The following is a 26,121-nucleotide window of genomic DNA, read 5'->3' on the forward strand; positions in this document are numbered from 1 at the left end:
CCTAAAAGGAAGGCGCGCGCCTAGCGTGCGGGGGCCACAAAGTCAAAAGTTAGCCGAAGGTTAGGCCTAAATGACCTTGGGCGGATCGGCTATCATCGCGGTAAAACTAGCTTCTGCAACCACTTGGCCGTCGACCTTCGCAACACCTGAGAATTTGCAGACGCTGGAGCGTTTCTGAACGAACTCGACCTCCAGCCGGAGCAGAACGCCGGGTTCGACCGGTTTCCTGAACTTGGCGTTCTCGATCGCCATGAAATAGACCAGTTTGCCGGTCCCCGCCAAGCCGAGGCTTTCGACCGCGAGGACACCGGCGGCCTGCGCCAGCGCCTCCACGATCAGAACGCCCGGCATGATCGGACGGCCGGGAAAATGCCCCTGGAAGAAACCTTCGTTGAAGGTCACCGCCTTAATCGCGGCGATCGACCGGTCGGGAATCAATTCCTCGACGCGGTCGACCAGCAGCATCGGATAGCGATGCGGCAACGCCGCCAGCACCCGCGCGATATCGAACGGGCCGATATTGGCGGATGTTGGCGCATCCGCCGCGGGCGTTGTCGTATCGGTCATGCAGCGGTCGCCGTTCTTGCCGCCTTAGCGACCCTGCGGCTTCTTGGTCGCCGCGGGCTGCGCAGCCGCCGCCGCGGGGGCCTGACCCGGCTGGCCTTGCTGACCGGGCTGCCAATTGGCCGGCGGCGTGATGCCGACGGTCGGCACGGTCTTGTCCAGTTCGGCCGTGATCGCCGAGGTGATGTCGGCGGTCGGCTGGCTGAACAACGCGGCCTGCGGACGCAGCAGGACGCTGACGTTCTTCGCGCGCACCGCGGCGCTCACCGCGTCGGGCAGCTTGGCCGAAATCTGTTCGAGCGCATAGGCCTGCGCACGGCTGGCGGGCTGGGTCAGGCGCTGGAGTTCGGCGTTGGCGGCCGTTTCCTTGGTCTGGATCGCCTGCGCCTGCGGACGAAGCGAGGCTTCGGTCGCACCGGGTGCGCGCGATGCCGTCTGATAGGCCGTCACGAGCGGCTGAAGCTCTGCGGTGATCGCGGTGCGCCGCGCATTCGCCTGGTCGATCTGCGTCTTGTACGTGGTCTGGATCTGCTGGCGTGCAGCGGCCCAGGCCTTCGAATTCGCGACCGCCGCTTCGGGGTCGGCGACGGCGATGCCGGATACCTGCGCGTGCGCGGGAGCGGCGGTGAGTGCGACCGGCGCGACGAGCGCGGCGGCGAGCAACATGGTCTTGATCGTCTTCATCAGAACTGAGTCCCTACGTTGAATGTAATGAGTTTGTCGTCATCGCCCGGTTGACGGATCAGCGCCTTTGCAACGTCGATACGCAAGGGGCCGAATGGCGAGTTCCAGTTGGCGCCGATGCCCACCGTCAGACGCGGCTTCGGCGAATCGCCCAGGAAGCGTTCGAGGAACGGCTGTGCGGCGATCAACGGTGAATTGGGGATGATGCCGTTGCACGCCCCAGTGGCGTCGGGAAGCCCGGCGGCGCACGTCGTCGTCGCAGTGCCGCCGTTGGCGAGCTGATATGCGAACAAATCGCGACCTTGAGCATCACGCTGCGGCAACGGCAGCTTGATCGGGTTACCGCTCGCATCGACCCCGTCGGGGAATACGGCCGTAAGACCCGGCCGCGTGATGTTGAACAGGCTGCCGGCCTGCGCATAGATCGACGGGCGGATACCGAGTTCGCGCGCACCCGACCCAAGCGGAATCTCGAGTTCGACGCGGCCGAGGTAATAGGCCTTGCCGCCCAAAGCATCGTCGACGATCTGATCGCGATCAGTGACCAGAATCTGCTTCCCGTCCGCGTCGGTAGTGTACGGAACTCGCTGTACACGCGGTCCGACGCCGCGAATGTTGAAGCCGCGGAACTGCGGTTCGCCGAGATAGAAGCGGTCGTTGATGCGAACCGGATCGGCGCCGGGGAATTGCGCATCCTGCAGCGCGTGGATGTACCCGCCTTCGCCCAGCACCGACAGCACGAAGCCGCTGCCGAGGCCCCAGAATTTCGCGCCCTCGAAACGGCCACGCAGATATTTCACGTCGCCGCCGAGACCAGCGAAGTCGCCGCTGAACGAGAATCGCTGACCCGCGGTCGGCCGCAGGCGGCTGTTGAGGCTGTCGTAGATCAGCGAGAAACCGACGGAGGACGTCCACCGATTGCCGATCGCCTCGCACAGATAACGTCCGGCGCGCAACGGATCGCACTGGCCGTTGGTGAAGTAGGTGCTCTCGTCCAGCCCGACCTCGTCGTACGAAAGGCCGTAGCGCCCGGCGAGCTGCCAATATTCGGTCAACGGCACGCCCGCGCGAACCTGAAATCCGGTCGAGACCTGGCTGAACGTCGTCTGGCGATCGTTGCCGACGAAGTTGAACGCATTGTAATCGCGGCGGAACACGTCGACGCCGACCGCGATGTTGCGGTCGAACAGATACGGTTCGGTGAAGCCCAGCTCAATCGATTTGGAGTAGGTCGAGTAATTCACCCCTGCGCGCAGTTCCTGGCCCTTGCCGCGGAAATTGCGCTGCGTGATGTTCGCCTGAATGATGAAGCGTTCGAGGCTGGAGAAGCCCGCCGACAGCTGCAACTCGCCGGTCGATTTTTCCTCGACGTTGGCCTCCAGAACGACGCGGTCGGGCGACGAGCCCGGCGTCTGCTTGATCTCGAACTTGTCCTGGAAATAGCCCAGGCTGTTGATGCGGTCCTGCGAACGCTTCACCTGGAAACTGTTGAACGCATCGCCCTCAGCCAAGCGGATTTCGCGGCGGATCACCTTGTCCTGCGTCTGCGTGTTGCCGGTGATGTCGACGCGTTCGACATAGGTGCGCTGCGACTGACCGATGTGGAAATTAATCGTCATCGTAAGCGCTTCGCGGTCACGATTAAACTCGGGGCTGACCTCGGTGAAGGCGTAGCCGAACAGGCCGGTCGTCTGGCTCAGGCTTTCGACCGTGTCCTCGACCTTTTTCGCATCATACCAGTCGCCCTGCTTGATCGCGAGGCTGGAGGCGAGTTTCTTGTCGTCGAAATCGCGGATGTCGCTGTCGACGCTGACGGCGCCGAATTTGTAGCGCGGACCTTCTTCCACCACGTACGTGATGATGAAGTCCTTTTTATCGGGCGTCAGTTCGGCGACCGCGCTGGTGACGCGGAAATCGGCATACCCTTGCGTCAGATAATATTGCCGCAACTTCTGCTGATCATAGGCCAGACGGTCCTGATCGTAGGACGTGTTGCCCGACAGCAGGCGGAAGAAGCGCGCCTGCTTCGTCGCCATCTGTTCGCGCAGCGTATCGTCATCGAACACCTCGTTGCCAATGATGTTGATCTGACGGACCTTCGATTTCGGGCCTTCGCTGATCTCGAACACCACGTCGACGCGGTTCTGATCGAGCGCGACCATCTTCGGGTCGACCGAGGCCGCGAAGCGACCCTGACGGCGGTAGAGTTCGATGATCCGCGCCACATCCTGACGCACGGCAGTGCGGGTGAAGATCTGCCGCGGCTTCAGCTTGATCTCCTTCGTGATCTTGTCTTCCTTCAGGCGCTTGTTGCCCTCCAGGATCACGCGGTTGATGATCGGGTTTTCGCGCACGCGCAGCACGATTTCGCCGCTGTCAGCGCCGCTGACGCTGACGTCGGCGAACAGATCGCTGGCGTAGAGATCCTTGATCCCTTGATCGAGCGTTTCGTTGGTGTACGCCTGCCCCACCCGCAGCTTCGTGTAGCTGAGCGCGGTTTCCGCCTCGATCCGCTGCGTACCCTCGACCCGCAGCGTGCGGATGACGCGCGCCGTTGCGGGAGCAGCGGGCGCCTGAGCCTGCGTCGCGCTGGTCGTCGGGACGGTCGCGGGCGGCGTCATTTGCGCCGCCGCCGGGACACCCGCCAGCATCGTGCAACAGAGCAAGGTCGCAGCGGAATGCTTGCGGTACGTAGAATTATTCAAAGCCGTCACCAATCCCGCCCCGGAGAAACATACTTTTTCCTGCGCGCCGCGCCCTGCCCCGGTTTCGTCAACCGATCAACCCGGCGAGGCTGCGCCACAGGCCGAAATTGCCCAGATCATTGAACGTCACCAGCACCATCAACGCCAGGATTGCGGCCAGCCCGCCGCGATACGCCCATTCCTGCACCTCCGGTCCGACCGGACGCCGGCGCACCGCCTCGATTCCGTAGAACATCAGATGACCGCCATCCAGCATCGGCACTGGCAGCAGGTTGATGAACCCGAGATTGATCGAAACGAGCGCGATCAGGAATACGAACGCTTCGACGCCCAAAGTCATCTGTTCACCCGAAACCTTGGCGATGCTGAGCGGTCCGCCGAGCTCCTTGACCGAGCGGCGGCCGGTGATGATCTGACCGATCGTCTCGACCATCATCGACACGATTTCGCCGGTGCGACGGATCGCGACGCCGGGCGCTTCGATCAGGCTGACGGGCGTCGCGACGGGCTTCGTGCCGCCGATGCCGAGCAGGCCGATACGATATTCGTTGCCGAAGCGGTCACGCTGCACCTGCGTGCCGATCGTGGCGGTCGCGGTTTGCGGCTGACCGTCGCGGGTGAAGGCGATGGCGACGCGTTCGGCCGGGTGGATGCGGGTGAAGGACAACATGTCCTCGAACACCGCGATGTCCTTGTCACCCAGGCGCGTGATGGTGTCGCCGGGCCGGAGTCCCGCCCCCGCCGCCGCGCTGCCCGCGACGACTTCGCCGACCACGGGCGGCGTGCGGCTGTCGCCGTAGGCCATCGCAAAGCCGGCGAGGATCAGGATCGCGAGCGCGAAATTCACGACCGGTCCTGCAGCGACGATGATCGCGCGCTGCCAGACGGGCTTCGCCTGGAAGGTGCGCGCGCGTTCCTCGGGCGGGAGTGCGAGCCAGTCGGCGGTCGGCTGGCTGACCGCGCTCATGTCGCCGGCGAACTTCACGTAGCCGCCGAGCGGGAGCCAGCCGATCTTCCAGCGCGTGCCGCGCGTGTCGGTCCAGCCCGCGATTTCGCGCCCGAAGCCGATCGAGAAGGCGTCGGACTTCACCCCGAAGATGCGGCCGGCGAGATAATGACCCATTTCGTGGACGAACACGAGCGGGCCGATGACCAGCATGAAGGCCAATATCGTCAGCAGGAAGCCGGGGGTTTCGATCAAACTACGCGATCCTCTACACTGGCCGTTGTGGTGGCCCTTACACGCTCTGCCGCCAGCGCCCGCGCCTCGGCGTCGATGGCCAGCACCGCGTCGAGCGTATCCGGCGCAGGCGGATCATAGCACGCGAGCGTATCGCCGACGATTGCGGCGATTTCGAGGAAGCCGATCCGGCCCGACAGAAAAGCGGCGACTGCGACCTCGTTGGCGGCGTTGAGGATCGCGGGGCGGGCACCGCCCGCGTCGAGCGCTTCGCGCGCCAAGCGGAGCGCAGGGAAGCGGACCGGATCGGGAGCCTCGAAATCGAGCCGGCCGAGCGCGACCAGGTCGAGCGGCTGCATCGGAGTCGCCATGCGGTCGGGCCAGGCGAGCGTGTGCGCGATCGGCACGCGCATGTCCGACGGGCCGAGTTGGGCGAGCATCGAGCCATCGATATAATCGACCATCGAATGAATGACGGACTGGCGATGGACCACGATCTCGATCCGGTTCGATTCGACCGCGAAGAGCCGCGCCGCCTCGATCAACTCGAGTCCCTTGTTCATCATCGTGGCGGAATCGACCGAGATTTTCGCGCCCATCGACCAATTGGGGTGCGCCACCGCCTGCGCGACCGTGACGCTGCGCATCCGCTCGATCGGCCAGTCGCGGAACGGGCCGCCGCTGCCGGTCAGGATGATGCGGCGGACGCGGTCGGGGCGGGTCGCGTCGAGGCACTGGAAGATGGCGTTGTGTTCGGAATCGGCGGGGAGCAACGTCGCGCCGCTGCGTTTGGCGGCGGCGAGGATGATGTCGCCCGCGGCGACCAAAGGCTCCTTGTTGGCGAGCACCACCGTCCCGCCGCGCTCGATCGCGGCCATCACCGGGCGCAGGCCAGCGCAGCCGACGATCGCCGCCATCGTCCAGTCCGCGCCCATCGCGGCGGTATCGTCGATCGCCTGTTTTCCGGCCGCCGCGCGGATGTTCGTGCCGTGCAACGCCTCACGCAGAGCGGGAAGGCAGGTTTCGTCGGCGACGACGGCCAGTTCGGCGCGGGTGCGGATTGCGGCGGCGGCCAGCTTCGGAACGTCGCAATTGGCGGTCAGCGCGAGGACGCGGAAGCGCTCCGGCTCGCGCTCGATCAGGTCGAGCGTCGATGTGCCGACCGATCCGGTCGCACCGAGGATGGTGACCGTCTTCATCGGTAGAAATATGGGGCGATGACGAGCAGCGCAGCAAGCGGCGCGACCGGCACCAGCCCATCGAGCCGGTCGAGCACGCCGCCGTGGCCGGGCAGGATATGCCCGCTGTCCTTCACCCCGGCGCGGCGTTTGAGCCAGCTTTCATAGAGGTCGCCGCCTTGGGCGAGGACTGCAAGAAAGGGCGTCGCGAGGGTCAGGCGCCATGGCAGGCCGTGCCCGACGTGGAGGATCGCGGCGAGGACGCTGGCGAGCAGCACGCCGCCGATCAGCCCGGCCCAGGTCTTGTTGGGGCTGAGCCGCGGCGCGAGCTTCGGCCCGCCGATCGTGCGTCCGGAGAAGAACGCGCCGATGTCGCACGCCCACACGATCGCAAGCGCCCAGAACGTGAACAGCGCGCCGACGACCTCCTGCCGCCGAATCAGCATCAGCGCGAACACGGGCAAGCCGCAGTAAAGGACGCCGAGTGCGAGTTGGCGGTGGCGCGTGACGATCACGACGAAAAAGGCGGCCCCGGCGAGCAGGCCGAGCGTGAAGAAATCCATCGTCTTCAGGATCAGCGACGCGGGAGCCATCAGTGCCAAGGGGACCGACAACGCGAATTGCGCGGTGCGTTTTTCGCGCGGCGTGACCTTTGCCAGATCGGCCCATTCCGACATCATCAGCAACGCGATGACGACCGCGAGCACCCAGAGTGTGATGCCGCCGAGAAACAAGGCGAGCGTGGCGACCGCGATCATCGCGACGCTGGCCAGCATCCGCAGGCGCAGGTTGGACGCGGTGCGCAGCTTTGCGTCGGGAGTGATCCTCACAAGCCACCGAAGCGGCGCTGGCGCTGCGCGAACGCCGCGACCGCATCGGCCAGCGCCGCGCCGTCGAAATCGGGCCACAGCGCATCGACGAACAGCAGTTCGGCATACGCCGCCTGCCACAACAGGAAGTTCGACAGCCGGTGTTCGCCCGAGGTGCGGATCAGCAGGTCGAGCGGGGGCAGATCGCGCGTTTCGAGTTCGGCTTCGATCGCCTGCGCGGTGATCTGACCGGGGTCGATCTGCCCCTCCTTCACGCGCTCGGCGAGCGTCTGCGCGGCGCGGACGAGCTCGGCCTGCGCACCGTAATTGAGCGCGATCGCCAGGATCGGGCCGGTGTTGGCGGCGGTGCGGCCGACCGCGTCCTCGACCAGCTTCACCACGTCGGCGGGAAAGCGGCGGAAGTCGCCGATCACGCGCAGCCGGACGTTTTCGCGCACCAGTTCGGCCAGGTCGCTGCGGATGAACAGCCGCAGCAGGCCCATCAGGTCGCCGATTTCCTCTTCGGGGCGCCGCCAGTTCTCGGACGAGAAGGCGTAGAGCGTCAGCGCCTCGATTCCCAGCGCGCGGGCCGCGCGGGTGACGTTGCGCACCGCCTCCACGCCGGCCTTGTGCCCGGCGACGCGCGGCAGCAGGCGCTTCTTCGCCCAGCGCCCGTTGCCGTCCATGATGATTGCGACGTGACGCGGGATCGCTGCGCCAGCGACGTCGGGAGATAAGACGGGCGCGGTACTCATCAGGCGTTCGCCAAATCCGGGGAAAGCGACAAAACCGTCACTTGCCGAGAATTTCCTTTTCCTTCGCGGTCGCGACCGAATCGATGTCGGCGATGGTCGCGTCGGTCAGTTTCTGGACCTCGGTTTCGTGACGCTTGCGATCGTCTTCGCTGAACACGCCCTTCTTCTCGTCGGTCTTCAGATTGTCCATGCCGTCGCGGCGGACGTTGCGGACCGCGATCTTGGCCTTTTCGGAATAAGAGCCGGCGAGCTTCGCCAGTTCCTTGCGGCGCTCCTCGGTCAAATCGGGGATCGGCAGGCGCAGCGTCGTGCCGTCGTTGATCGGGTTGAGGCCGAGCCCCGCCGAACGGATCGCCTTTTCGACCGCGCCGACGTTCTGCTTGTCCCACACCTGCACCGACAGCATCCGCGGTTCAGGGACCGAAACGGTCGCGACCTGATTGAGCGGCATGTGCGCGCCGTACACCTCGACCGTCACCGGCTCCAGCAAGGTCGTCGAGGCGCGCCCGGTGCGCAGGCCGCCCAGATCGTGGGTCAACGAATCGACCGCGCCCTTCATGCGGCGTTCCAGATCGGCCTTGTCATAGGCGGCCATCAGACGTTCTCCTGTTGATGCTGTACGACCGTCGAGACGCCCTCTCCGCGTAGCACGTCGGCGAAATTGCCGTGTTCGCGGATGTTGAAGACGACGATCGGGATATTGTTGTCGCGGCAAAGCGCGACGGCGCTCGCGTCCATGACCTTCAGGTCCTGCGCGAGAACTTCGCCGTAGCTGACCGTATCATACCGCTTTGCGGTCGGCACTTTCTTTGGGTCGGCATCATACACGCCGTCGACCGAGGTGCCCTTGAACAAGGCATGGCATTTCATTTCGGCCGCACGCAGCGCGGCGCCGCTGTCCGTCGTGAAATAAGGTTCCCCGACGCCCGCGGCGAAGATCACGACGCGGCCCTTTTCCAGATGGCGTTCGGCGCGGCGGCGGATGACCGGCTCGCACACCTTGTCCATCGAAATGGCTGATTGCACGCGCGTATCGACGCCGATCTGTTCGAGCGCATTCTGCACCGCGAGCGCGTTCATGACGGTCGCGAGCATCCCCATGTAATCGGCGGTAGCGCGCTCAAAGCCCTTCGCCGCGGCGGCCAGACCGCGGAAGATGTTCCCGCCGCCGACGACGATGCAAAGCTCGTAGCCTTGCGCCTTCACGTCGGCGATTTCCTCCGCGACGCGGGCGGTCACCGCCGGGTCGATCGCAAGCCCCCCCTCTCCCATCAGGACTTCGCCCGAGAGTTTCAGGAGGATGCGTTTGTACTGGGGGGTGGTCACATGGTTTCCGGTGCGTCGGGGAACGGGCGGCGCGGACATTAGGCGGGGTGCGGGGCGCGGGCAACCTTTCCGCGGGATATGGTGCCCAGCCCTTAAAATCCTCCCCGGTACGGGGAGGTGGCAGCCGAAGGCTGACGGAGGGGCAGCCCCGCAGTGCTGCACTTGGGGCTGCCCCTCCACCACCGGCTAAGGAGCCGACGGTCCCCCTCCCCGTGCCGGGGAGGATTTTGGTTAGTTCACCGGTGCTGGCTGCTGCGGCACGCCCGAGGCGGCGGCGACTTCGGCCGCGAAGTCCGACGCCTCTTTCTCGATGCCTTCGCCGAGCTGGAAGCGGACGTAGTCGACCAGCTTGATCTCCGCGCCCGCGTCCTTGCCGGCCTTCGCCACGACGTCGCTGATCTTGGTCTTGCCGTCCATCACGAAAAGCTGGCTGACCAGCGCATGCTCCTTGCGGTACTTCGCGATCGCGCCGTCGACCATTTTGGCGACGATGTCGGCGGGCTTGCCGCTCTCGCCGGCCTTTTCGGCGGCGATCGCGCGCTCGCGCTCGATCAGGTCGGCGTCAAGATCTTCCTCGTTCAGCGCCATCGGGAACGCGGCGGCGATGTGCATCGCGAGCTGCTTGCCGAGCGCCTGCAGCGCATCGTTCGACGCGGCTGATTCGAGTGCGACCAACACGCCGATCTTGCCTAGGCCAGCCGACTGCTGATTGTGCACATAGGCGACGACCGCGCCCTGCGACACTTCGAGCCGCTTCACACGGCGGATCGACTGATTCTCACCGATCGTCGCGACGTTGGTGGTCAGCGTGTCCTCGGCGGTCTTGCCGTTCGGCAGTGTCGCGGCCTTGATCGCGTCGACATCGCCCGCGCCGTCCAGCGCCACCTGAGTCACGTCGCGGACGAACTGCTGGAACTGGTCGTTCTTCGCGACGAAATCGGTTTCCGAGTTGACCTCGACCGCGGCACCCTTCGTGCCGGAAACCGCAACGCCGACCAGACCTTCGGCCGCGGTGCGGCTCGACTTCTTGGCGGCGGCGGCCAGGCCCTTGGTGCGTAGCCAGTCCATCGCGGCGTCCATGTCGCCCGCGGTCTCGTTCAGCGCCTTCTTGCAATCCATCATGCCCGCGCCGCTCTTCTCGCGCAGATCCTTGACCATCGCTGCCGTGATATCGGCCATGTCATTAGTCCTTTGATTGTATCGTTCAGATATGGGTGCGGGCGGGGCGGAGCCAAATCGCCCTGCCCCGCCCGCATGACATTTCAGCGACGAAATCAGGCGTCGATTTGGCGCTCACCCTCGACCGCCAGTTCGGCGGCGACTGCGGCGTCGGCGTTCGCGTCGCCGGTGCTCGCCTCTTCAGCAGCAGGGGCGGCAGCTGCCGGTGCGGCGGCGGGAGCCTCCGGCTCGGCGCTGATCGTCTCTTCGCGCGGCGGTTCGACCATCGCGCCGATGTCGCGACCGGACTTCGCCTGCTGCTCCTGACCGCCACGCGTCGCGGCAATCGCGATCGCCTCACAATACAGGCGGATGGCGCGGGCGGCGTCGTCGTTCGCGGGAACCGGGAAGGCGATGCCATCGGGCGAGACGTTCGAATCGAGGATCGCGACGACCGGGATGCCGAGCGTGTTGGCTTCCTTGATCGCCAGCTCTTCCTTGTTCGCGTCGATCACAAACATGACGTCGGGCACGCCGCCCATGTCGCGAATGCCGCCGAGCGACATTTCGAGCTTTTCCTTCTTGCGCGTCAGGTTGAGCACTTCCTTCTTGGTCAGGCCGTGCGTGTCGCCCGACAGCTGCTCCTCAAGCGTTTTGAGCTGGCTGATCGACTTGGAGATCGTCTTCCAGTTGGTGAGCATGCCGCCCAGCCAGCGGTGGTTGACGAAATGCTGGTTCGAACGGCGCGCGGCGTCCGCGATCGGCTCCTGCGCCTGGCGCTTGGTGCCGACGAACAGAACCTTGCCGCCACCGGCGACGGTCGAACTGACGAACTCGAGCGCGCGCGCGAAAAGCGGCACGGTCTGCGACAGATCGATGATGTGGACGCCGTTGCGGTCGCCGAACAGATACGGCTTCATCTTCGGATTCCAGCGATGCGTCTGGTGACCGAAGTGCGCACCAGTTTCGATCAACTGCTGCATGGAGACGACAGGTGCCGCCATAGGGATAACTCCTTCCGGTTGAGCCTCTGGGAAGCGGATGACGCTGGCCTGTGAGGGCCGACGCACCGGGCTATGATGCTTCCCATGTGGGGTTTAGAGGCGCGCCCCTTAGCGGGCGTCGCGATAAAACGCAACGCTTGACATGTGGAACGAATATGGAACATACGTCGTTCATAACGAGACGTTTCCGCGTTTCGTCGTAGAAAACGCCTCGGTCATCGCCAGCATGGCGAGAAATGTGACGTTTTCGGGAACCCGTGGAGCAATCCACTGGTTTGCGACGAAACGAGTGCTGCGTTCCCGTTTGTCAGGCCCGTCCTTTGGGGAAGCGAACATGATGATGTTGTTGGCGATTTCGATTTTCGGCGCAGGGTTCGGCGTCGCGTCCTACGCGATCCTTGGCACGATGCTGCCGAGGCTGGATCGGATCGCCGATGCGCTCGCGGGCCGCCCGCAGCCCTTCGCGATTATGGCGTCGGATTTGATTCTGGCGGAACGCCGTCGAGCGGTCGTCCGCTGGTCGGCAGGCTCGCTGCAGCAGCCGCGGGTGATGGTCCCAACGTGGCGCGAAGCCGCCTGACACGGGCGTAGTTGGCGATGCTGAACGGCATCGCAACGATATAGGCGATCGATAGCACAGCGAAGGTGTGCCACGGCGCGGAGACGAGCGCGGCGCCGACGATCACCACCAGCGCCAACGCCTCGAACCGGATGTTCGGACGCAAGCGTAGCGAGGTCCACGACCAGGTTGCGAGGCTGGACACCAACAATAGCGCGACCAACGCCGTCCACGGTGCGACGACATAGGGCGAACGCAGCAACGGCTCGCCCGTCCAGAACCACAGGAACATCGGAAGGAACGCTAGCCCTGCACCTGCAGGGGCGGGAACGCCGGTGAGGAAACCGGCCGATTTGTGCGGCTGTTCACCCGCATCGATGCTGGCGTTGAATCGCGCGAGGCGGAGCGCGCAGAAGACGGCGAGCATCAACGCCGCGATCCAGCCGAAGCGCGGCAGTTCGTTCAGCGACCACAGATACAGGATCAGCGCGGGCGAGACTCCGAACGAAATGGCATCGGCGAGCGAATCGAGTTCGGCGCCGAAGCGGCTTTCGCCGTGGAGCATCCGAGCGATGCGGCCGTCGAGTCCGTCAAGGACTCCGGCGACCAGCACCATCGCAACCGCGAGTTCCCAATAGCCCGAGATCGCGAAGCGGATGCCGGACAGACCCGAGCAGAGCGCGAGCGCGGTGACTGCGTTGGGGGCGACGGCGCGCAAAGGAAGACCGCGGGGGCGGCGCGGCGGACGGTTCATTGGAGGCAGTCCGGATGTGACGGCAAGTCAAGGAGCACCACCCCGGCGAAGACCGGGGCCCAGTTACGAGCCGCATGCAACTGGGCCCCGGCCTTTGCCGGGTTGGTGCGTATGGAGGGTGCTGTACTCGAGCACAAAGTCACTGCGCCACGCCCGTCGCCGCTGGCGCACCGACGCGGCCGATGATCGTCTCGCCCGCGATCGTGCGCTGCCCGAGCACCACCTGCGGCGTGCAGTCGTCGGGCAGGTACACGTCGACGCGGCTGCCGAAGCGGATCAGGCCGACGCGCTGCCCGGCCGCGACGAGATCGCCGGGCTTCACGAAGCCGATGATCCGCCGCGCGACGAGTCCCGCGATCTGGGTGAAGCCGATCTTCCGCCCGTCATGCCCCTCGACCACGAAATGCTGGCGCTCGTTTTCCTCCGACGCCTTGTCGAGATCGGCGTTGAGGAACTTGCCGGAGATGTAGACGACCTGCCGGATCGTGCCCGCGATGGGGGTGCGGTTGATGTGGACGTCGAACACCGACATGAACATCGACACGCGCACCAGCGGCTGCTCGCCCAACTCGCCGACCAGTTCGCGCGGGATCGCGACGCGCTCGATCAGCGTGACCAGGCCGTCGGCGGGGGCGACGATCAGGTCGTCGCCCTGCGGCGTGGTGCGCACCGGATCGCGAAAGAACGTTGCGACCCACGCGGTGATGAACAGGAACGGCCAGAACAGGACGTTCGAGACGATCGTCATGAGGAGCGTGATGCCCAGTGCGATGGCCGCGAACTTCTGGCCTTCGGAATGGACGGCGGGGAAACGCCACTTCACGGTCGAGGTGACGACCGGGGGCTTGTCGAGTGATGCCATGCGCTTCGTCTAGCGGCGGCGACCGCCAGGCACAACGCACCTTGCGCCCCGCACGGTTGATCCCCCAGCCCCTTCCCCCTATCGACCCGGCCAAACCTCCCGCTTTCCCAAACCCCGCTTTCAAGGATACCGAGCATGGCGAAGATCAAGGTGAAGACGCCCGTCGTGGAGATCGACGGCGACGAAATGACGCGGATCATCTGGGAATGGATCCGTGAACGCCTGATCAAGCCGTATCTCGACATCGACCTTGCTTATTACGACCTGGGCGTCGAGGAGCGCGACCGGACCGACGATCAGGTGACGATCGACAGCGCGCGCGCGACGCAGAAATACGGCGTCGCGGTGAAGTGCGCGACGATCACCCCCGATGAACAGCGCGTCGAGGAATTCGGCCTGAAGAAGATGTGGAAGTCGCCCAACGGCACGATCCGCAACATCCTGGGCGGCGTGATCTTCCGCGAGCCGATCGTGATGCGCAACGTCCCCCGTCTGATCCCCGGCTGGACCCACCCGATCGTCGTCGGGCGTCATGCCTTCGGCGACCAATATAAGGCGACCGATTTCCTCGTGCCCGGCAAGGGCAAGCTGATGATGAAGTGGCAGGGCGAGGACGGCCAGGTCATCGAGCACGAAGTGTTCGATTTCCCCGAGGCAGGCGTCGCGATGGGGATGTACAACCTCGACCAGTCGATCCGCGATTTTGCGCGCGCCAGCATGAATTATTCGCTCGGCCGCAAATGGCCGCTGTACCTCAGCACCAAGAATACGATCCTGAAGGCCTATGACGGGCGCTTCAAGGACATCTTCGCCGAGGTGTTCGAGGCCGAATTCAAGGACGAGTTCAAGGCTGCGAACATCGTGTACGAACACCGCCTGATCGACGACATGGTGGCGAGTGCGCTGAAATGGAGCGGCGAGTTCGTGTGGGCGTGCAAGAACTACGATGGCGACGTGCAGTCGGATCAGGTCGCGCAGGGCTTCGGCTCGCTCGGGCTGATGACGTCGGTGCTGATGACGCCCGACGGCAAGACGATCGAGGCCGAGGCCGCGCACGGAACGGTCACGCGCCACTATCGCCAGCATCAGCAGGGCAAGGCGACCAGCACGAACCCGATCGCGTCGATCTTTGCGTGGACTGGGGGCCTGAAGTATCGAGGCAAGTTCGACGACACGCCTGATGTCACGAAGTTCGCCGAAACGCTGGAACGCGTCTGCATCGAGACGGTCGAGAACGGCGACATGACGAAGGATCTGGCGATCCTGATCGGCCCCGATCAGCGTTGGATGACGACCGAGCAGTTCTTTGAGGCGGTGCGGGTCAACCTCGAGACGAAGATGGCGAACTGGGCGTAAGGCGACGTTGCGGGGTCGCATTTGGCGGCCCCGCGCATCAGCATAACAAGATTCCTCGTCGCGGAACCTGTCCCATTCTGGCACGGAAAATCTCTCAACAATCCATAATAAGTATCAGTTACGAAGCGAATAACTCCGAATTTCCCAATCCTCGGGTTCGCCGCGATGCTAACCCCGGGACATGGGGGGAGGCCAGCCAGACGATTGTCTACCGGGTGACGTTGGTCACGCGCTGAAAACGCCGTTCCCGGCGCAGATGCCGTCAGGATGGGGCTTCGCGTCGGGGTCGCGGGTCACCCGGCCGGCGCCGCATATCGCATTCGTCATCGCCGGGCTGGGTGCGGGCGGCGCGGAGCGGGTGATCAGTCTTCTCGCCAGCCACTGGCTCGAAAAGGGATATGCGGTGACGATCATCGCGTTCGATCCGCCCGACGCCCCGATCTTTCATCCTATCGAGCGCGCGGTGCGGATCATCCGGCTCGGCATCGGGGCGGAACGATGGCTTGCGGGAGTACCGGCGATGGCGCGGCGACTGCGGGTGCTGCGCCGGACGCTGGACGAGTTAAGTCCCGACGTCACGATATCGTTTCTGACCAAGATCAACGTCCTGTCTCTGCTGGCTTGCCTCGGTACGAACAGGCGTGTGGTGGTTTCAGAACGCAACAATCCGCGCCTCCAACAGGCCCATCCGCTATGGACGAAGGCGCTGGTGCGGCTGCACTGGCGGGCCAACGCGATCGTCATGCAGACCAGCAAGAGCTGCGAATGCCTGGATGACAAGGCGCGGGCGCGGGCGCGGGTTATTCCGAATCCGATCGAAATCACTCCGTCGATCGGAGCGCCACGATCGACGTACCGCCTTGCGGCCGCCGGCCGGCTGACGTGGCAGAAGGGTTTTGATATGCTGATCGACGCGTTTGCGCAGATCGCGGATCGGCATCCCGGCTGGTCGCTCGCCATCTGGGGCGATGGCGAGGACCGTGCGGCGCTCCAGCGTCAGATCGACCGGCTGGGACTATCCGATCGTATCTCGCTGCCCGGCACCAGCCGTTCACCCGGCGACTGGGTGGGGCAATCGGACGCCTTTGTCTTTTCGTCTCGTTATGAGGGGTTCGGCAACGCGCTTGGCGAAGCGATGGCCGCAGGATTGCCGGTCGTATCTTTCGACTGCGATTATGGCCCCGCCGATATGATCGACGACGAGCGTAACGGGCTTCTGGTGCCGCCCAACGATGTTCCTGCGCTCGCCGTAGCGTTGGAAAGACTGTTGTCCGATCTTCCGCTGCGTGAGCGTCTCGGCGCGGCCGCACGAAATGTCGGTATTCTTCTGAGGCCCAGCACCGTCGCCGCCAGCTGGGACGACATTCTGACGGAACTCGACATCGTGGCGGGATAGCAACCCGGTAAGTCGAGCGGTTTCGCGATTCCGCCATCGCTGGTGCTGACACCCTGACAAACCCGCCGCCGCGTGGTTAGGGTGCCCGCATGGCGATCGGTCTCGACAATGCAGGTTTTTCTGACGCGCTGGTGGTGCTGGGCGCTGCCGGATTGGTGATTCCGGCGTTCGCGCGGTTCAAGATCAGTCCGGTGATCGGGTTCATCCTGGTCGGGGTGCTGGTCGGGCCGTTCGGCCTGGGGCAGCTCGTCGATGCTGCGCCGTGGCTGTATTACGTCACGATCTCAGACCCGCATTCGATCGAGCCTTTCGCAGAGTTCGGCATCATCCTGCTGTTGTTCTCGATCGGGCTGGAGCTGTCGTTTCGGCGGCTTTGGACGATGCGGCGTTTGGTGTTCGGGACGGGTGCGGCCGAATTGCTGGGCGCAGGCGTCATCATCGGGATCGCGCTGCACTACATCGGGCAGGATTGGCCGGGCGCGATCGGGCTGGGGCTGGCGTTGGCGCTGTCCTCCACGGCGCTGGTGCTGCCGTTAGTCGGAACCGCCAGTCCCGTGGGCCGGGCCGCGTTCGCGATGTTGCTGTTCGAGGATCTGGCGCTGGTGCCGATCATCTTCGCGCTGGGTGCGCTCGCGCCCACCGCTGCGGGTAAAGGATGGGAGGGATTGGCCCACACCGCGATCACCGGCGGCATAACGGTGGTCGCGATCTATATCGCCGGGCGTCTGGTCCTGCCGCGACTGTTCGCGCAGGCGGCGCGGACGAAGAGCCCGGAGCTGTTCCTGGCCGCGTCGCTGCTGGTCGTTATCGTCGCCAGCGTCGCGACGACCGCGGCAGGGTTATCACCGATCGTCGGCGCGCTGCTGGCGGGGCTGCTGATCGCCGAAACCGAATATCATAGCGAAGTCGAAGTCATCACCGCGCCGTTCAAGGGGCTGGCGCTGGGCGTGTTCCTGATCACGGTCGGCATGAGCGTCGACCTGCGTTCGGTCATCGCCAACTGGCCGTCGCTGCTGGCGGCGGTGGTCGGCGTGGTGGCGGTGAAGACGATCGTTACGTTCCTGCTGCTGCGCATCGCCAACGCGCGGCGCGCAGTGGCGGCGGAGACGGGTTTGCTGATGGGCAGCCCGTCGGAGACGACGCTGATCGTGCTGACCGCGGCCGCCAGCGCGCAGCTGATTATGCCATCCACCGCGGCGTTCTGGCAGACGGTCACCGCGATCGGGCTGACGATCACGCCGTTGCTGGCGAAGCTGGGCCGGGTCGTGGCGCGGCGGATCGAACTTCGCGGCGACACGCCCGACGATCCCGCGATCGAGGGTGATTCGCGCACCGTCATCATCGGGTTCGGGCGGGTCGGGCGGATGGTGGCGGAGATGCTGGCGCGCCACGACCAGCCCTATATCGCGATCGAAGCGGACATCGATTCGGTCGCCGCGGCGCGCGCGGCGGGCTTTCCGGTGATGTTCGGCGATGCAGCGCGCGGCGAGCTGATCGACCGGCTCGATCTGGCCAAGGCGCGCGCACTGATCCTGACGATGGACGATCCGGTGCTGTCGGTGCGCCTGGCGCGGCGCGTTCGCGGCAGTGCGCCCGACCTGGTGATCATCGCCCGCGCGCGCGATCCGAAACACGCCGCCGAACTCTATAAGGCGGGCGTCACCGATGCGGTGCCCGAAACGCTGGAAAGCTCGCTGCAATTATCGGAAGCGGTGTTGGTCGATCTGGGCGTGGCGATGGGGCCGGTGATCGCCTCGATCCATGAAAAACGCGACGAACTGCGCGACGCGATCCGGCGCGAGGCGAAGCTGAACCGCGAACCGCGGATACGGCGCGTGCGGCGGAAAAGCGAGATCGGGAGCCTTTAGGTCGGATCGACATCGAGCTGTGGCGGCTGAACGCGGTTCACGCGAAGGCGCGACGGCGCGGGTGCGCGCTCTATCCTTTGCGCTGATCGCCAGCTAACCGCGGCACGATGCAGCCGTCGGACCTCCGTGTCGCGCTCTCCAGCGGCAATTACAATTATGTCCGCGACGGTGCCAACCAGGCGTTGAACCTGCTTGTCGGTCATCTGTTGCAGCGCGGCGTCAAGGTGCGGGTTTATTCGCCGACCGTGCGCGAACCCGCCTTTGCAGCGACGGGCGATCTGGTCGATGTGCCCGCGGTGCCGATGCCGGGCGGTCGCGGGGAATATCGCGTGGCGCGCGGGCTGACGGCGAAAGTGCGCCGCGATCTGGCGGCGTTCGCGCCGAACCTGGTTCATGTGTCCGCCCCCGACATCCTCGGGCATCGCGCGCTAAGCTGGGCGCGGGCGCGAGGCACCCCTGCCCTCGCCTCGCTACATACGCGGTTTGAGATGTATCTGCGCTACTATCACCTTGGCTTTCTCGAGCCGTTGATCGAACGCGCCATGACACGGTTCTACAATCGCGCCGATCGCGTCGTGGTGCCCGGGGAGAGCATGGCGGCCATGCTGCGCGGTTGGGGCGTGACAACGCCGATCGGCATCTGGTCGCGCGGGATCGACCATGATCGCTTCGCGCCCGCACGGCGCGACCTTGCGTGGCGGCGCGCATTGGGAATCGCAGACGGCGACATGGCGATCGGGTTTCTCGGGCGGCTGGTGAAGGAAAAGGGCCTCGACATCTTCGCCGAGGTGGCGGCCGAACTCACCCGGCGCGGCGTGCCGCACAAGGTGCTGGTGATCGGCGAAGGTCCGGCGCGCGACTGGTTCGCAGCGCAGGTGCCGGAGGCGGTGTTCGCGGGCTTCCAGTCGGGCGACGATCTGGGCCGCGCGGTTGCGGGCATGGACGTGTTCTTCAACCCCAGCGTCACCGAGACGTTCGGCAACGTGACGCTGGAAGCGATGGCGTCGGGCGTTCCCGTTGTCGCGGCGCGCGCCACCGGTGCGGTCGACCTGGTCGACGACGGCGACACCGGGTTCCTTGCGCCGCCGCGCGACGTTGACGCTTACGCCGACGCGATCGCGCGGATCGTCGGCAATCCCGCGTTACGGTGCACGATGGGCGACGCCGGCCACGCGAAGGCGGCCGGCTATCGCTGGGACCGGATCAACGAAACGGTCCTGCAGGCGTATCTGGAGATCGCGCGCTAACCGTCGCGCCAATCGAACGTCAGCGGCGCTTCGCGGAAGGCGAAACGGTCGAGGTGTCGCGCGACCGCTCCCTTCAGCCCCTCGAGTTGCGCGGGGACGCTGGCGTCGATGCGGACATCGAGTGCGTCGTCGCGTGCGTCGAAGGTCACGAGGCCGTCGCCGGGAAAGTCCGCCCCGCGGGCGTTGCGCGGGAAGACGACGGTGCCGTGGTCGGCGGTGAACTCGACCGCCAGATTGTGCGTCCAGTGTTTGCACAATTGCTGAAGGTAACGGCTGGCCGAGGCAGTCGGGACCGCGGCGATGGCGCTGACGTTCGCTTCACTCACCGCAACCGCTCGATCTTTTGCGCCACCTCGTCGATCAGCGCCGCGATGTCGTGGAGCGTTTCGTCCGAAAATTCGCCGCGCGTGACGCGGTTGCCGAGCGCGACCTTCAGATTGCCCATCGCGCGGCGGATCGGCGCGCCGTCCGCGCGAGTCGCCTCCGCCCCTACACCTTCGAGCCGGGCCATCAGCGCTTCGACCTGTTCACGATTTTCCTCGAGGTGCATCGCACCCTCCGGCGTGACCGCATAGCGCTTGCGATTGTCGTCCGACGGTTCACTGGCGATCAGGCCCATTTCGTCGAGCAGGGTCAGCGTGGGGTAAACGACGCCGGGCGACGGCGCATAGCTGCCGCCAGTCATGTCCTCGATCGCGCGGATAAGCTCGTATCCGTGCCGCGATTCGTCCGCGATCAGCTTCAGCAGCACCAGCCGCAGTTCGCCGCCGTCGAACATCCGCCGTCCGCGACCGCCGCCGCGGCCACGCCCGCTCGTGCTGGCGCTGAACCCGTCGGTTTCCCATTTGAAGCTCCAGGGACCGCGCGACCACCCCCCGCTGCGGGGGCCGCAGCCCCGTCCATACATATGAAACATCGATACTCTCCGTCTATTCCCGATAGTGCAAAGATATATCTTAGACTGTTTTCGGCAAGAGGCGGTGCGAAATTTTTTCGCGCCCCTTATGTTGCATGCATGGCCGATCTGTTTGCGGGGTTCGAACCCGCCGCTCCCGACACCCCTGCCGCGCCCGATGCGCCGCTCGCCGACCGGTTGCGGCCGCGCGCGCTGGAGGAGGTGGTCGGGCAGGAGCATCTGACCGGACTGGAAGGCGCGATCGGACGCATGGTGGCGGCGGGGCGGCTGTCGTCCATGATCCTGTGGGGACCACCGGGGACGGGAAAGACGACGATCGCGCGGTTGCTGGCGGCTGCGGTCGACCTGCGATTCGTCGCGATTTCGGCGGTGTTTTCGGGGGTGGCGGACCTGAAGAAGGCGTTCGCGGAGGCGCGCGACCACGCGCGCGTGGGTAAGCGAACGTTGTTGTTCGTGGACGAAATCCACCGCTTCAATCGCGCGCAGCAGGATGGGTTCCTGCCCTATGTCGAGGACGGCACGGTGACATTGGTCGGGGCGACGACCGAGAATCCCTCGTTCGAGTTGAATGCCGCGTTGCTCAGCCGGGCGCAGGTGCTGATCCTCCACCGGCTCGATCGCGCCGCGCTGGAGAAATTGCTCGACCGTGCGGAGGAAGTCGCAGGCCTCCTGCCCCTCACCCCGCCCGCGCGCGATGCGCTGGTCGCCAGCGCCGACGGCGACGGACGGTTCCTGCTCAATCAGGCGGAGACGATCCTGTCGGTCGGGCTGACGGAACCGCTTGATCCCGCTGGTTTGTCAGGGTTTCTTCAACGCCGCGTCGCGGTGTACGACAAGGATCGCGAGGGGCATTACAACCTGATCAGCGCGCTGCACAAATCGATCCGCGGGTCCGATCCACAGGCCGCGCTTTACTATCTCGCGCGGATGCTGACCGCGGGGGAGGAACCACTCTATCTGCTCCGCCGCCTGACGCGCGCGGCGGTGGAGGATGTCGGGCTCGCCGATCCGCAGGCGCTGGTGCAGTGCATCGCCGCCAAGGACACGTATGATTTCCTCGGTTCGCCGGAAGGGGAACTGGCGATCGCGCAGGCGTGCCTGTACCTCGCCACCGCGCCAAAATCGAACGCAGCGTACGCCGCGCAGAAGAAGGCGTGGCGGACCGCGAAGGAGACGGGATCGCTGATGCCGCCCGCCAATATCCTGAACGCGCCGACGAAGCTGATGCGCGATATCGGATACGGCAAGGGTTACGCCTACGATCACGATGCCGAGGACGGTTTTTCGGGCGCGAACTATTGGCCCGACGAACTGCCGCCGCAAACCTTCTACGAACCGACCGAACGCGGTTTCGAAAAGCGGCTTGCCGAGCGGCTGGCGTGGTGGGAGGAACGCCGCCGTGAGATACGCGATACGTAACACTGCGCTGGCGGCTATCCTTCTGGCCGCCACCACCCCCGCCGCTGCACAGCAGCCGATCGCGGTGCGTCCGACGATCGACACCGCCTACACCCGCGCGATCGCTGCCGGATACAAGGCGGCGATGCTTTGTTCGAGCGTGTTCAACGCCGGGCGCAACGAGGCGCAGATCGAACGCGACGAACTGCGCGGCATCTATCCCGATTATGCCGCGATCGTCCCCACGCTGGCGGCGACGGTCGACCGTCGGCGCGCGGTCGTGACGGTCGCGTGGTCCAGCAATTTGCCCCCGCGCCGCGCCGAATGGTCGCGCGGCAAAGGCTGCACGACAATGCCGATCGGCGCTTTCCCGCCGCCAGTCGTCAACAGCTTCAGGACGCCGCCCAGCCCTGCGCCCGCTGATCCGCGGCCGTGGCCGATGGGCGACGGCGGGATCGTGCCCCGCCCTGCCCCCGCGCTGGGCGAAGCGGTCGCCAGAGCGTTCGACCGCAGCACCTATGGCCGTGGATCGGAGACGGTCGGCGTCGTGATCCTGCGCGACGGGCGAATCGTCGCCGAACGCTATCGCGAGGGTTTCGGGCCTTTCGTATCGAACCGCACCTGGTCGGTGGCGAAGAGTATCGCCGGGATGGCGATCGGCGCAGCGCAGGCCGAGCGCCGGATCGACGTCGCCGCGCGCGTGCGAATTCCCGAATGGGGCGCGTGGCCACGCGATCCACGCGTTGCGCTCACCACCGACCAATTGCTGCGGATGTCGTCGGGCCTGCATAGCGCGACCGCGGGCAATCGTACCGATGCGGTCTATTTCGGCGGCACCGCCGTCACCGAAGAAACAACCGGCTGGCCGCTGGAGGCGCAGCCCGGCACGCGCTTTCGCTACGCCAACAACGACATCCTCCTCGCGGTGCGGGGTCTGCGCGCCAGCATGAACGACGATCGCGCCTATGCCGCCCTGATGCCGTCTTTCTTCGCGCGGCTGGGGATGACGCACAGCGTTGCCGAGACCGACTGGCGCGGCAACTACATTCTGTCGTCTCAGGTCTGGTCGACCGCGCGCGATCTGGCGCGATTCGGGCTGTTCATGGCGCAGGACGGCGTATGGCAGGGCCAGCGCATCCTGCCCGCGGGCTGGATGGCGCAATCGATCCGCCCGGTCGGACCGCAGCCCGAGGGACGCGAAGGATATGGCCGGACGTTGTGGCTGTTCGGACCACAGCAGGGCCTGCCCGCGGGCAGCTACGCCGCGCAGGGCAATCGTGGGCAATATGTGATGGTGATCCCGTCGCACCGCCTGGTCATCGTCCGTCGCGGCGAGGACGGCGGGGCAGCGCGGTTCGAAATCGCGCGTTTCGCGGCGGACGTGATGCGGGATGCGGCCGGTCGCCGCTGATCGTTTCACGCGATTCGTCGCGATCGACTGGTCGGGCGCGAAGGGCGATCGGCATCGCGGCATTGCGGTCGCCGAATGCGGCGCGGGCGACGCCGCGCCGACCTTGGTCATCCCCGAAGGCGGCGTCTGGTCGCGCACCGGCGTGCTCGAATGGCTGCTCACGCAGCGCGAGGAGCCGCTGCTGTCCGGTTTCGATTTCAGTTTCTCCGCGCCGTTCGTCGCGCGCGGCGCGCACCTGCCGGGCGAGACCGAGACCGCCGACGCGCGTGCTTTGTGGGCGTATGTCGATATGCACAGCGACGATGCCGATCTGGGCGCGGCGTCGTTTCTGGAGGCGCGGCGCGGGCGGCATTTCTATCTAGGCGCGGCGGATGGGACGAAGCGCGATTTCCTTCTTTGGCGGTCGTGCGAGGTGGCGGGTGACGGGACGACCAAGCCCTCCACCGTGTACGACGCGATCGGCGCGGCACAGGTGGCGAAGGCGAGTTTCGCCGGGATGCGGCTGCTCCACCGTCTGGACGGGCGAATCGCGATCTGGCCGTTCGATCCGGTTCCGGCATCGGGTGCGCTGGTGGTCGAAATCTACACCGCCATCGCCGCGCGCGCCGCAGGTTTGCGCAAGGGGACGAGCAAGGTTCGCACCTCCGCCGCGCTCGACGATGCGTTGGCGGCGACCGGTAGCCGCCCGCACGCCCCTCTCCCCCGCTATGACGACCATGCGACCGACGCGATCCTGACCGCGGCATGGCTACGCGCCAACGCCGCGCGCGCCGATCTGTGGTCGCCGGCCGGCATGACCGATCATGTCGCTCAAACCGAAGGCTGGACCTTCGGTGTTCAGTGAAGCATTAGCGGCAGATCGCGATCGGGCCTATGCCCGTCGCCACGCCGGTTTAGCTCAGCTGGTAGAGCAGCGGTTTTGTAAACCGAAGGTCGCGGGTTCGATTCCTGCAACCGGCACCATTACCCCATCCGTCAGGATCAGAATCATTCGTTGGCAGCGCTACGTCCGATTGCACCAAAGGATGAAGGTCGCCGGTATCAGGTTGCGCTATACCGCCGGAAACGGAGCAGATACGTGAAGTGAAGGTGCCGCGCCATACCGCCGCGATCGGCATCGCCGGGCTGATCGCATCGATCCTCGGCTTTGCGGTCGCGCTGGTCATCACGATTGATCAGGCCGCGCTGCATTTTCGCCGCGCCGCGCTGGCGCAGGCGCAATTCGCGTCGGTGCTCCGGATCGGGAGCCTGGCCGGATCGGGCGATAGCGCGGCTGTCGATAACCTCCTGACCACGTACCGGAGACAGATCGCGGACGAAGCCGAACTGGTGCCCCGCGCCGATCATGCGACGGAAACCGGCATGGCCGCGCGCCTAATGTCGCTCTCCGATCGCGCCACGGATCCGGCGACTCGGGCCGAGATCGATCGGATCGTCGCGGCCACCATCGTCCGTGAGCGCGGCGAAGCGTTGGTCGAGGCGGATGCGATGGCGATGCTGCGACGTCGCGCATGGTGGCTGACCGGATTGCTGACGCTCGCTGCGATCGGCTCCGCACTGCTGGGCGGAGCGGGGTTGCTGCGCGCCAATCGGCGGCTGACGCGCGACGTCGCGCGGCGCACGGCGGAGATTGCAGCGATCGACGCGTCGCGGCGGCTGTTCTTCGCCAAGGCGAGTCACGAGCTTCGCACTCCCGTTACGGTCATGCGCGGCGAGGCGGAGGTGGCGTTGTCGCTGCCAGGCAGCGAGGCGGATGCGCTACGCCACGTCATCGCGCAGGCCGAGTTTCTGGATCACCGCATCGCCGAGTTGCTGGCGCTGGCGCAGGCGGAGGATGGAGAAATCCGGCTGACCTTCGAACGCGCCGATCTGGGTGAGATCGCCACCGCAGCCGGTAACGCGGTCGCGGGTTATGCACGATCGAACAACGTCGGGATCGTCATCGATCGCGACGCCGCCTCCACGATCCGGGGCGATCGCCGGTGGCTGACGCAGGCGCTGATCGCAGTGCTGGACAATGCGATCAAATTCTCGACGGCCGGAAGCGCGGTGCGCATCGCCGTGTCGGGAAGCGGGATTGCGGTAACGGACACCGGGATCGGTTTGCTGCCGCACGCCGTACCGCGCATATTCGACGCTTTCTATCAGGCGAGCGGCGATCCGGCGCGCGGCGGCAGCGGACTGGGGCTCGCGCTGGCGCGCTGGGTGATCGAACGCCACGACGGCACGATCGCCGCGGCGAACCGTGAAGGAGGAGGATGCGTGGTCACGATGGCGCTGCCGGTGACGGTATGAACGTGCTGCTGGTCGAGGACGATCCCGGCATCGGGCGGTTCGTCACGCGCGGGCTGGCGGGGCGCGGCTATCGCGTGGCGTGGGAGCGCAGCGGGGCGCGGACGGTCGAGTTGCTGGCGGGAGGCGGGTTCGCTGCGGCGTTGCTCGATCTCGGGCTGCCCGATGGCGACGGGCTGGCGCTGTGCCGGGCGCTGCGCGGCGCGCAGGTGCGCACGCCGGTGCTGATGCTGACTGCGCGCGGCGCGTTGCAGGACCGGCTCGACGGGTTCGATGCCGGGGCGGACGATTACCTGCCCAAGCCGTTCGCATTCGACGAACTGGTCGCGCGGCTGGCGGCGATCATCCGTCGGGCGGAGGCACCCGTCGTCACACCCCCGACGTTCGGCGCGCTGACCTTGCGACCGGAAGCGCGCACAGCGTCGGTCGACGGCCAGCCGTTGCCGCTCAGCCGGCGCGAATATGATCTGCTCGCGCGCCTCGTCGCGGGCGGCGGCGCGACCGTGACGCGCGCTGCGCTGTCGAATGCGGTTTGGGGAGACGCGCCGGTCAGCGACAATTCGCTCGACGTCTATGTCGGCTATTTGCGTCGTCGTCTGTACGAGCATCCTGCCGCACCGCGCATTGCGACCGCGCGCGGCGAAGGATTTCGCCTCCACCACCCGGACCAAGGGACAAGCCAAGTCTGAGAGCTTTCTC

General features: G+C 65.8%; 24 protein-coding genes and 1 tRNA gene. 10 read left to right on the forward strand and 15 right to left on the reverse strand.

Annotation, left to right across the window (positions count from 1 at the left end):
- Positions 1-66: 66 nt before the first annotated feature.
- The 13 genes from fabZ to M0208_RS01570 all read right to left on the reverse strand — a co-directional run bounded on the left by fabZ (position 67) and on the right by M0208_RS01570 (position 13,538).
- Positions 67-567, reverse strand: coding sequence for a 3-hydroxyacyl-ACP dehydratase FabZ (gene fabZ, locus M0208_RS01510; RefSeq protein WP_258889980.1), 501 nt, complete (start codon positions 565-567; stop codon positions 67-69).
- Positions 568-591: 24 nt separating this feature from the next.
- Positions 592-1,248 carry an OmpH family outer membrane protein gene (locus M0208_RS01515; protein WP_258889981.1) on the reverse strand — a complete coding sequence of 219 codons (657 nt, stop codon included), beginning with the start codon at positions 1,246-1,248 and terminating at the stop codon, positions 592-594.
- Positions 1,248-3,899 carry an outer membrane protein assembly factor BamA gene (gene bamA, locus M0208_RS01520; protein ID WP_258889982.1) on the reverse strand — a complete coding sequence of 884 codons (2,652 nt, stop codon included), beginning with the start codon at positions 3,897-3,899 and terminating at the stop codon, positions 1,248-1,250. Before bamA ends, M0208_RS01515 begins: the two co-directional genes overlap by 1 nt.
- Before the next feature lie 121 nt (positions 3,900-4,020).
- Positions 4,021-5,154, reverse strand: a complete 1,134-nt coding sequence (gene rseP / locus M0208_RS01525) for an RIP metalloprotease RseP (RefSeq protein WP_258889983.1) — start codon at positions 5,152-5,154, stop codon at positions 4,021-4,023.
- The gene (locus tag M0208_RS01530) at positions 5,151-6,332 is read right to left on the reverse strand and encodes a 1-deoxy-D-xylulose-5-phosphate reductoisomerase (protein ID WP_258889984.1); all 1,182 of its coding nucleotides are present in this window, start codon (positions 6,330-6,332) and stop codon (positions 5,151-5,153) included. The genes rseP and M0208_RS01530 overlap by 4 nt, the downstream gene beginning before the upstream one ends.
- Positions 6,329-7,135 carry a phosphatidate cytidylyltransferase gene (locus tag M0208_RS01535; RefSeq protein WP_408988127.1) on the reverse strand — a complete coding sequence of 269 codons (807 nt, stop codon included), beginning with the start codon at positions 7,133-7,135 and terminating at the stop codon, positions 6,329-6,331. The genes M0208_RS01530 and M0208_RS01535 overlap by 4 nt, the downstream gene beginning before the upstream one ends.
- A gap of 2 nt (positions 7,136-7,137) precedes the next feature.
- Complete coding sequence (locus M0208_RS01540) at positions 7,138-7,875, reverse strand: isoprenyl transferase (protein WP_258889985.1); 738 nt, start codon at positions 7,873-7,875, stop codon at positions 7,138-7,140.
- Between the two features lie 37 nt (positions 7,876-7,912).
- Positions 7,913-8,470 carry a ribosome recycling factor gene (frr, locus tag M0208_RS01545; protein WP_258889986.1) on the reverse strand — a complete coding sequence of 186 codons (558 nt, stop codon included), beginning with the start codon at positions 8,468-8,470 and terminating at the stop codon, positions 7,913-7,915.
- The gene (gene pyrH, locus M0208_RS01550; RefSeq protein WP_408988128.1) at positions 8,470-9,147 is read right to left on the reverse strand and encodes a UMP kinase; all 678 of its coding nucleotides are present in this window, start codon (positions 9,145-9,147) and stop codon (positions 8,470-8,472) included. The genes frr and pyrH overlap by 1 nt, the downstream gene beginning before the upstream one ends.
- A gap of 285 nt (positions 9,148-9,432) precedes the next feature.
- Positions 9,433-10,380: a translation elongation factor Ts gene (gene tsf / locus M0208_RS01555; RefSeq protein WP_258889988.1), complete on the reverse strand. Its 948-nt coding sequence runs from the start codon at positions 10,378-10,380 to the stop codon at positions 9,433-9,435.
- A 95-nt stretch (positions 10,381-10,475) separates the two neighbouring features.
- On the reverse strand, positions 10,476-11,363 hold the full coding sequence (rpsB, locus tag M0208_RS01560) for a 30S ribosomal protein S2 (RefSeq protein WP_258889989.1): 888 nt from the start codon (positions 11,361-11,363) through the stop codon (positions 10,476-10,478).
- A gap of 467 nt (positions 11,364-11,830) precedes the next feature.
- Positions 11,831-12,676 carry a phosphatidylcholine/phosphatidylserine synthase gene (locus M0208_RS01565; RefSeq protein WP_258889990.1) on the reverse strand — a complete coding sequence of 282 codons (846 nt, stop codon included), beginning with the start codon at positions 12,674-12,676 and terminating at the stop codon, positions 11,831-11,833.
- 139 nt (positions 12,677-12,815) lie between these two features.
- Positions 12,816-13,538 carry a phosphatidylserine decarboxylase gene (locus tag M0208_RS01570; protein WP_258889991.1) on the reverse strand — a complete coding sequence of 241 codons (723 nt, stop codon included), beginning with the start codon at positions 13,536-13,538 and terminating at the stop codon, positions 12,816-12,818.
- Between the two features lie 135 nt (positions 13,539-13,673).
- Between M0208_RS01570 and M0208_RS01575 the strand changes: the two genes are divergently transcribed.
- From M0208_RS01575 to M0208_RS01590, 4 genes are all read left to right on the forward strand, one after another.
- Positions 13,674-14,894 (forward strand): NADP-dependent isocitrate dehydrogenase, encoded by a 1,221-nt coding sequence (locus M0208_RS01575; protein ID WP_258889992.1) that lies wholly within the window; start codon positions 13,674-13,676, stop codon positions 14,892-14,894.
- Positions 14,895-15,150: 256 nt separating this feature from the next.
- The gene (locus tag M0208_RS01580) at positions 15,151-16,290 is read left to right on the forward strand and encodes a glycosyltransferase family 4 protein (protein ID WP_258889993.1); all 1,140 of its coding nucleotides are present in this window, start codon (positions 15,151-15,153) and stop codon (positions 16,288-16,290) included.
- An 89-nt stretch (positions 16,291-16,379) separates the two neighbouring features.
- Positions 16,380-18,158 carry a cation:proton antiporter gene (locus M0208_RS01585; protein ID WP_258889994.1) on the forward strand — a complete coding sequence of 593 codons (1,779 nt, stop codon included), beginning with the start codon at positions 16,380-16,382 and terminating at the stop codon, positions 18,156-18,158.
- Between the two features lie 107 nt (positions 18,159-18,265).
- Positions 18,266-19,405: a glycosyltransferase family 1 protein gene (locus M0208_RS01590; RefSeq protein WP_258889995.1), complete on the forward strand. Its 1,140-nt coding sequence runs from the start codon at positions 18,266-18,268 to the stop codon at positions 19,403-19,405.
- Here the strand turns inward: M0208_RS01590 and M0208_RS01595 are convergent.
- A complete protein-coding gene (locus M0208_RS01595) occupies positions 19,402-19,731 on the reverse strand; it encodes a DUF2218 domain-containing protein (RefSeq protein ID WP_258889996.1) in 330 nt (109 codons plus the stop codon). The two genes, M0208_RS01590 and M0208_RS01595, sit on opposite strands and share 4 nt — an antisense overlap.
- A complete protein-coding gene (locus M0208_RS01600; protein ID WP_408988070.1) occupies positions 19,728-20,321 on the reverse strand; it encodes a PadR family transcriptional regulator in 594 nt (197 codons plus the stop codon). The genes M0208_RS01595 and M0208_RS01600 overlap by 4 nt, the downstream gene beginning before the upstream one ends.
- Before the next feature lie 99 nt (positions 20,322-20,420).
- On the opposite strand from M0208_RS01600, the gene M0208_RS01605 reads away from it, so the two are divergent.
- The 6 genes from M0208_RS01605 to M0208_RS01630 all read left to right on the forward strand — a co-directional run bounded on the left by M0208_RS01605 (position 20,421) and on the right by M0208_RS01630 (position 26,111).
- A complete protein-coding gene (locus M0208_RS01605) occupies positions 20,421-21,740 on the forward strand; it encodes a replication-associated recombination protein A (RefSeq protein WP_258889997.1) in 1,320 nt (439 codons plus the stop codon).
- Complete coding sequence (locus M0208_RS01610; protein WP_258889998.1) at positions 21,721-23,130, forward strand: serine hydrolase; 1,410 nt, start codon at positions 21,721-21,723, stop codon at positions 23,128-23,130. Before M0208_RS01605 ends, M0208_RS01610 begins: the two co-directional genes overlap by 20 nt.
- Complete coding sequence (locus M0208_RS01615) at positions 23,111-23,974, forward strand: hypothetical protein (protein ID WP_258889999.1); 864 nt, start codon at positions 23,111-23,113, stop codon at positions 23,972-23,974. Before M0208_RS01610 ends, M0208_RS01615 begins: the two co-directional genes overlap by 20 nt.
- 43 nt (positions 23,975-24,017) lie before the next feature.
- Positions 24,018-24,093: transfer RNA gene (locus M0208_RS01620), tRNA-Thr, on the forward strand.
- Positions 24,094-24,213: 120 nt separating this feature from the next.
- Positions 24,214-25,425 (forward strand): cell wall metabolism sensor histidine kinase WalK, encoded by a 1,212-nt coding sequence (locus M0208_RS01625; protein ID WP_258890000.1) that lies wholly within the window; start codon positions 24,214-24,216, stop codon positions 25,423-25,425.
- A complete protein-coding gene (locus tag M0208_RS01630) occupies positions 25,389-26,111 on the forward strand; it encodes a response regulator transcription factor (protein ID WP_258890001.1) in 723 nt (240 codons plus the stop codon). Before M0208_RS01625 ends, M0208_RS01630 begins: the two co-directional genes overlap by 37 nt.
- The last annotated feature ends 10 nt before the right edge of the window (positions 26,112-26,121 follow it).

Origin of the sequence: Sphingomonas sp. SUN019 (assembly GCF_024758705.1) — a bacterium.
Classification (GTDB): Bacteria; Pseudomonadota; Alphaproteobacteria; order Sphingomonadales; family Sphingomonadaceae; genus Sphingomonas.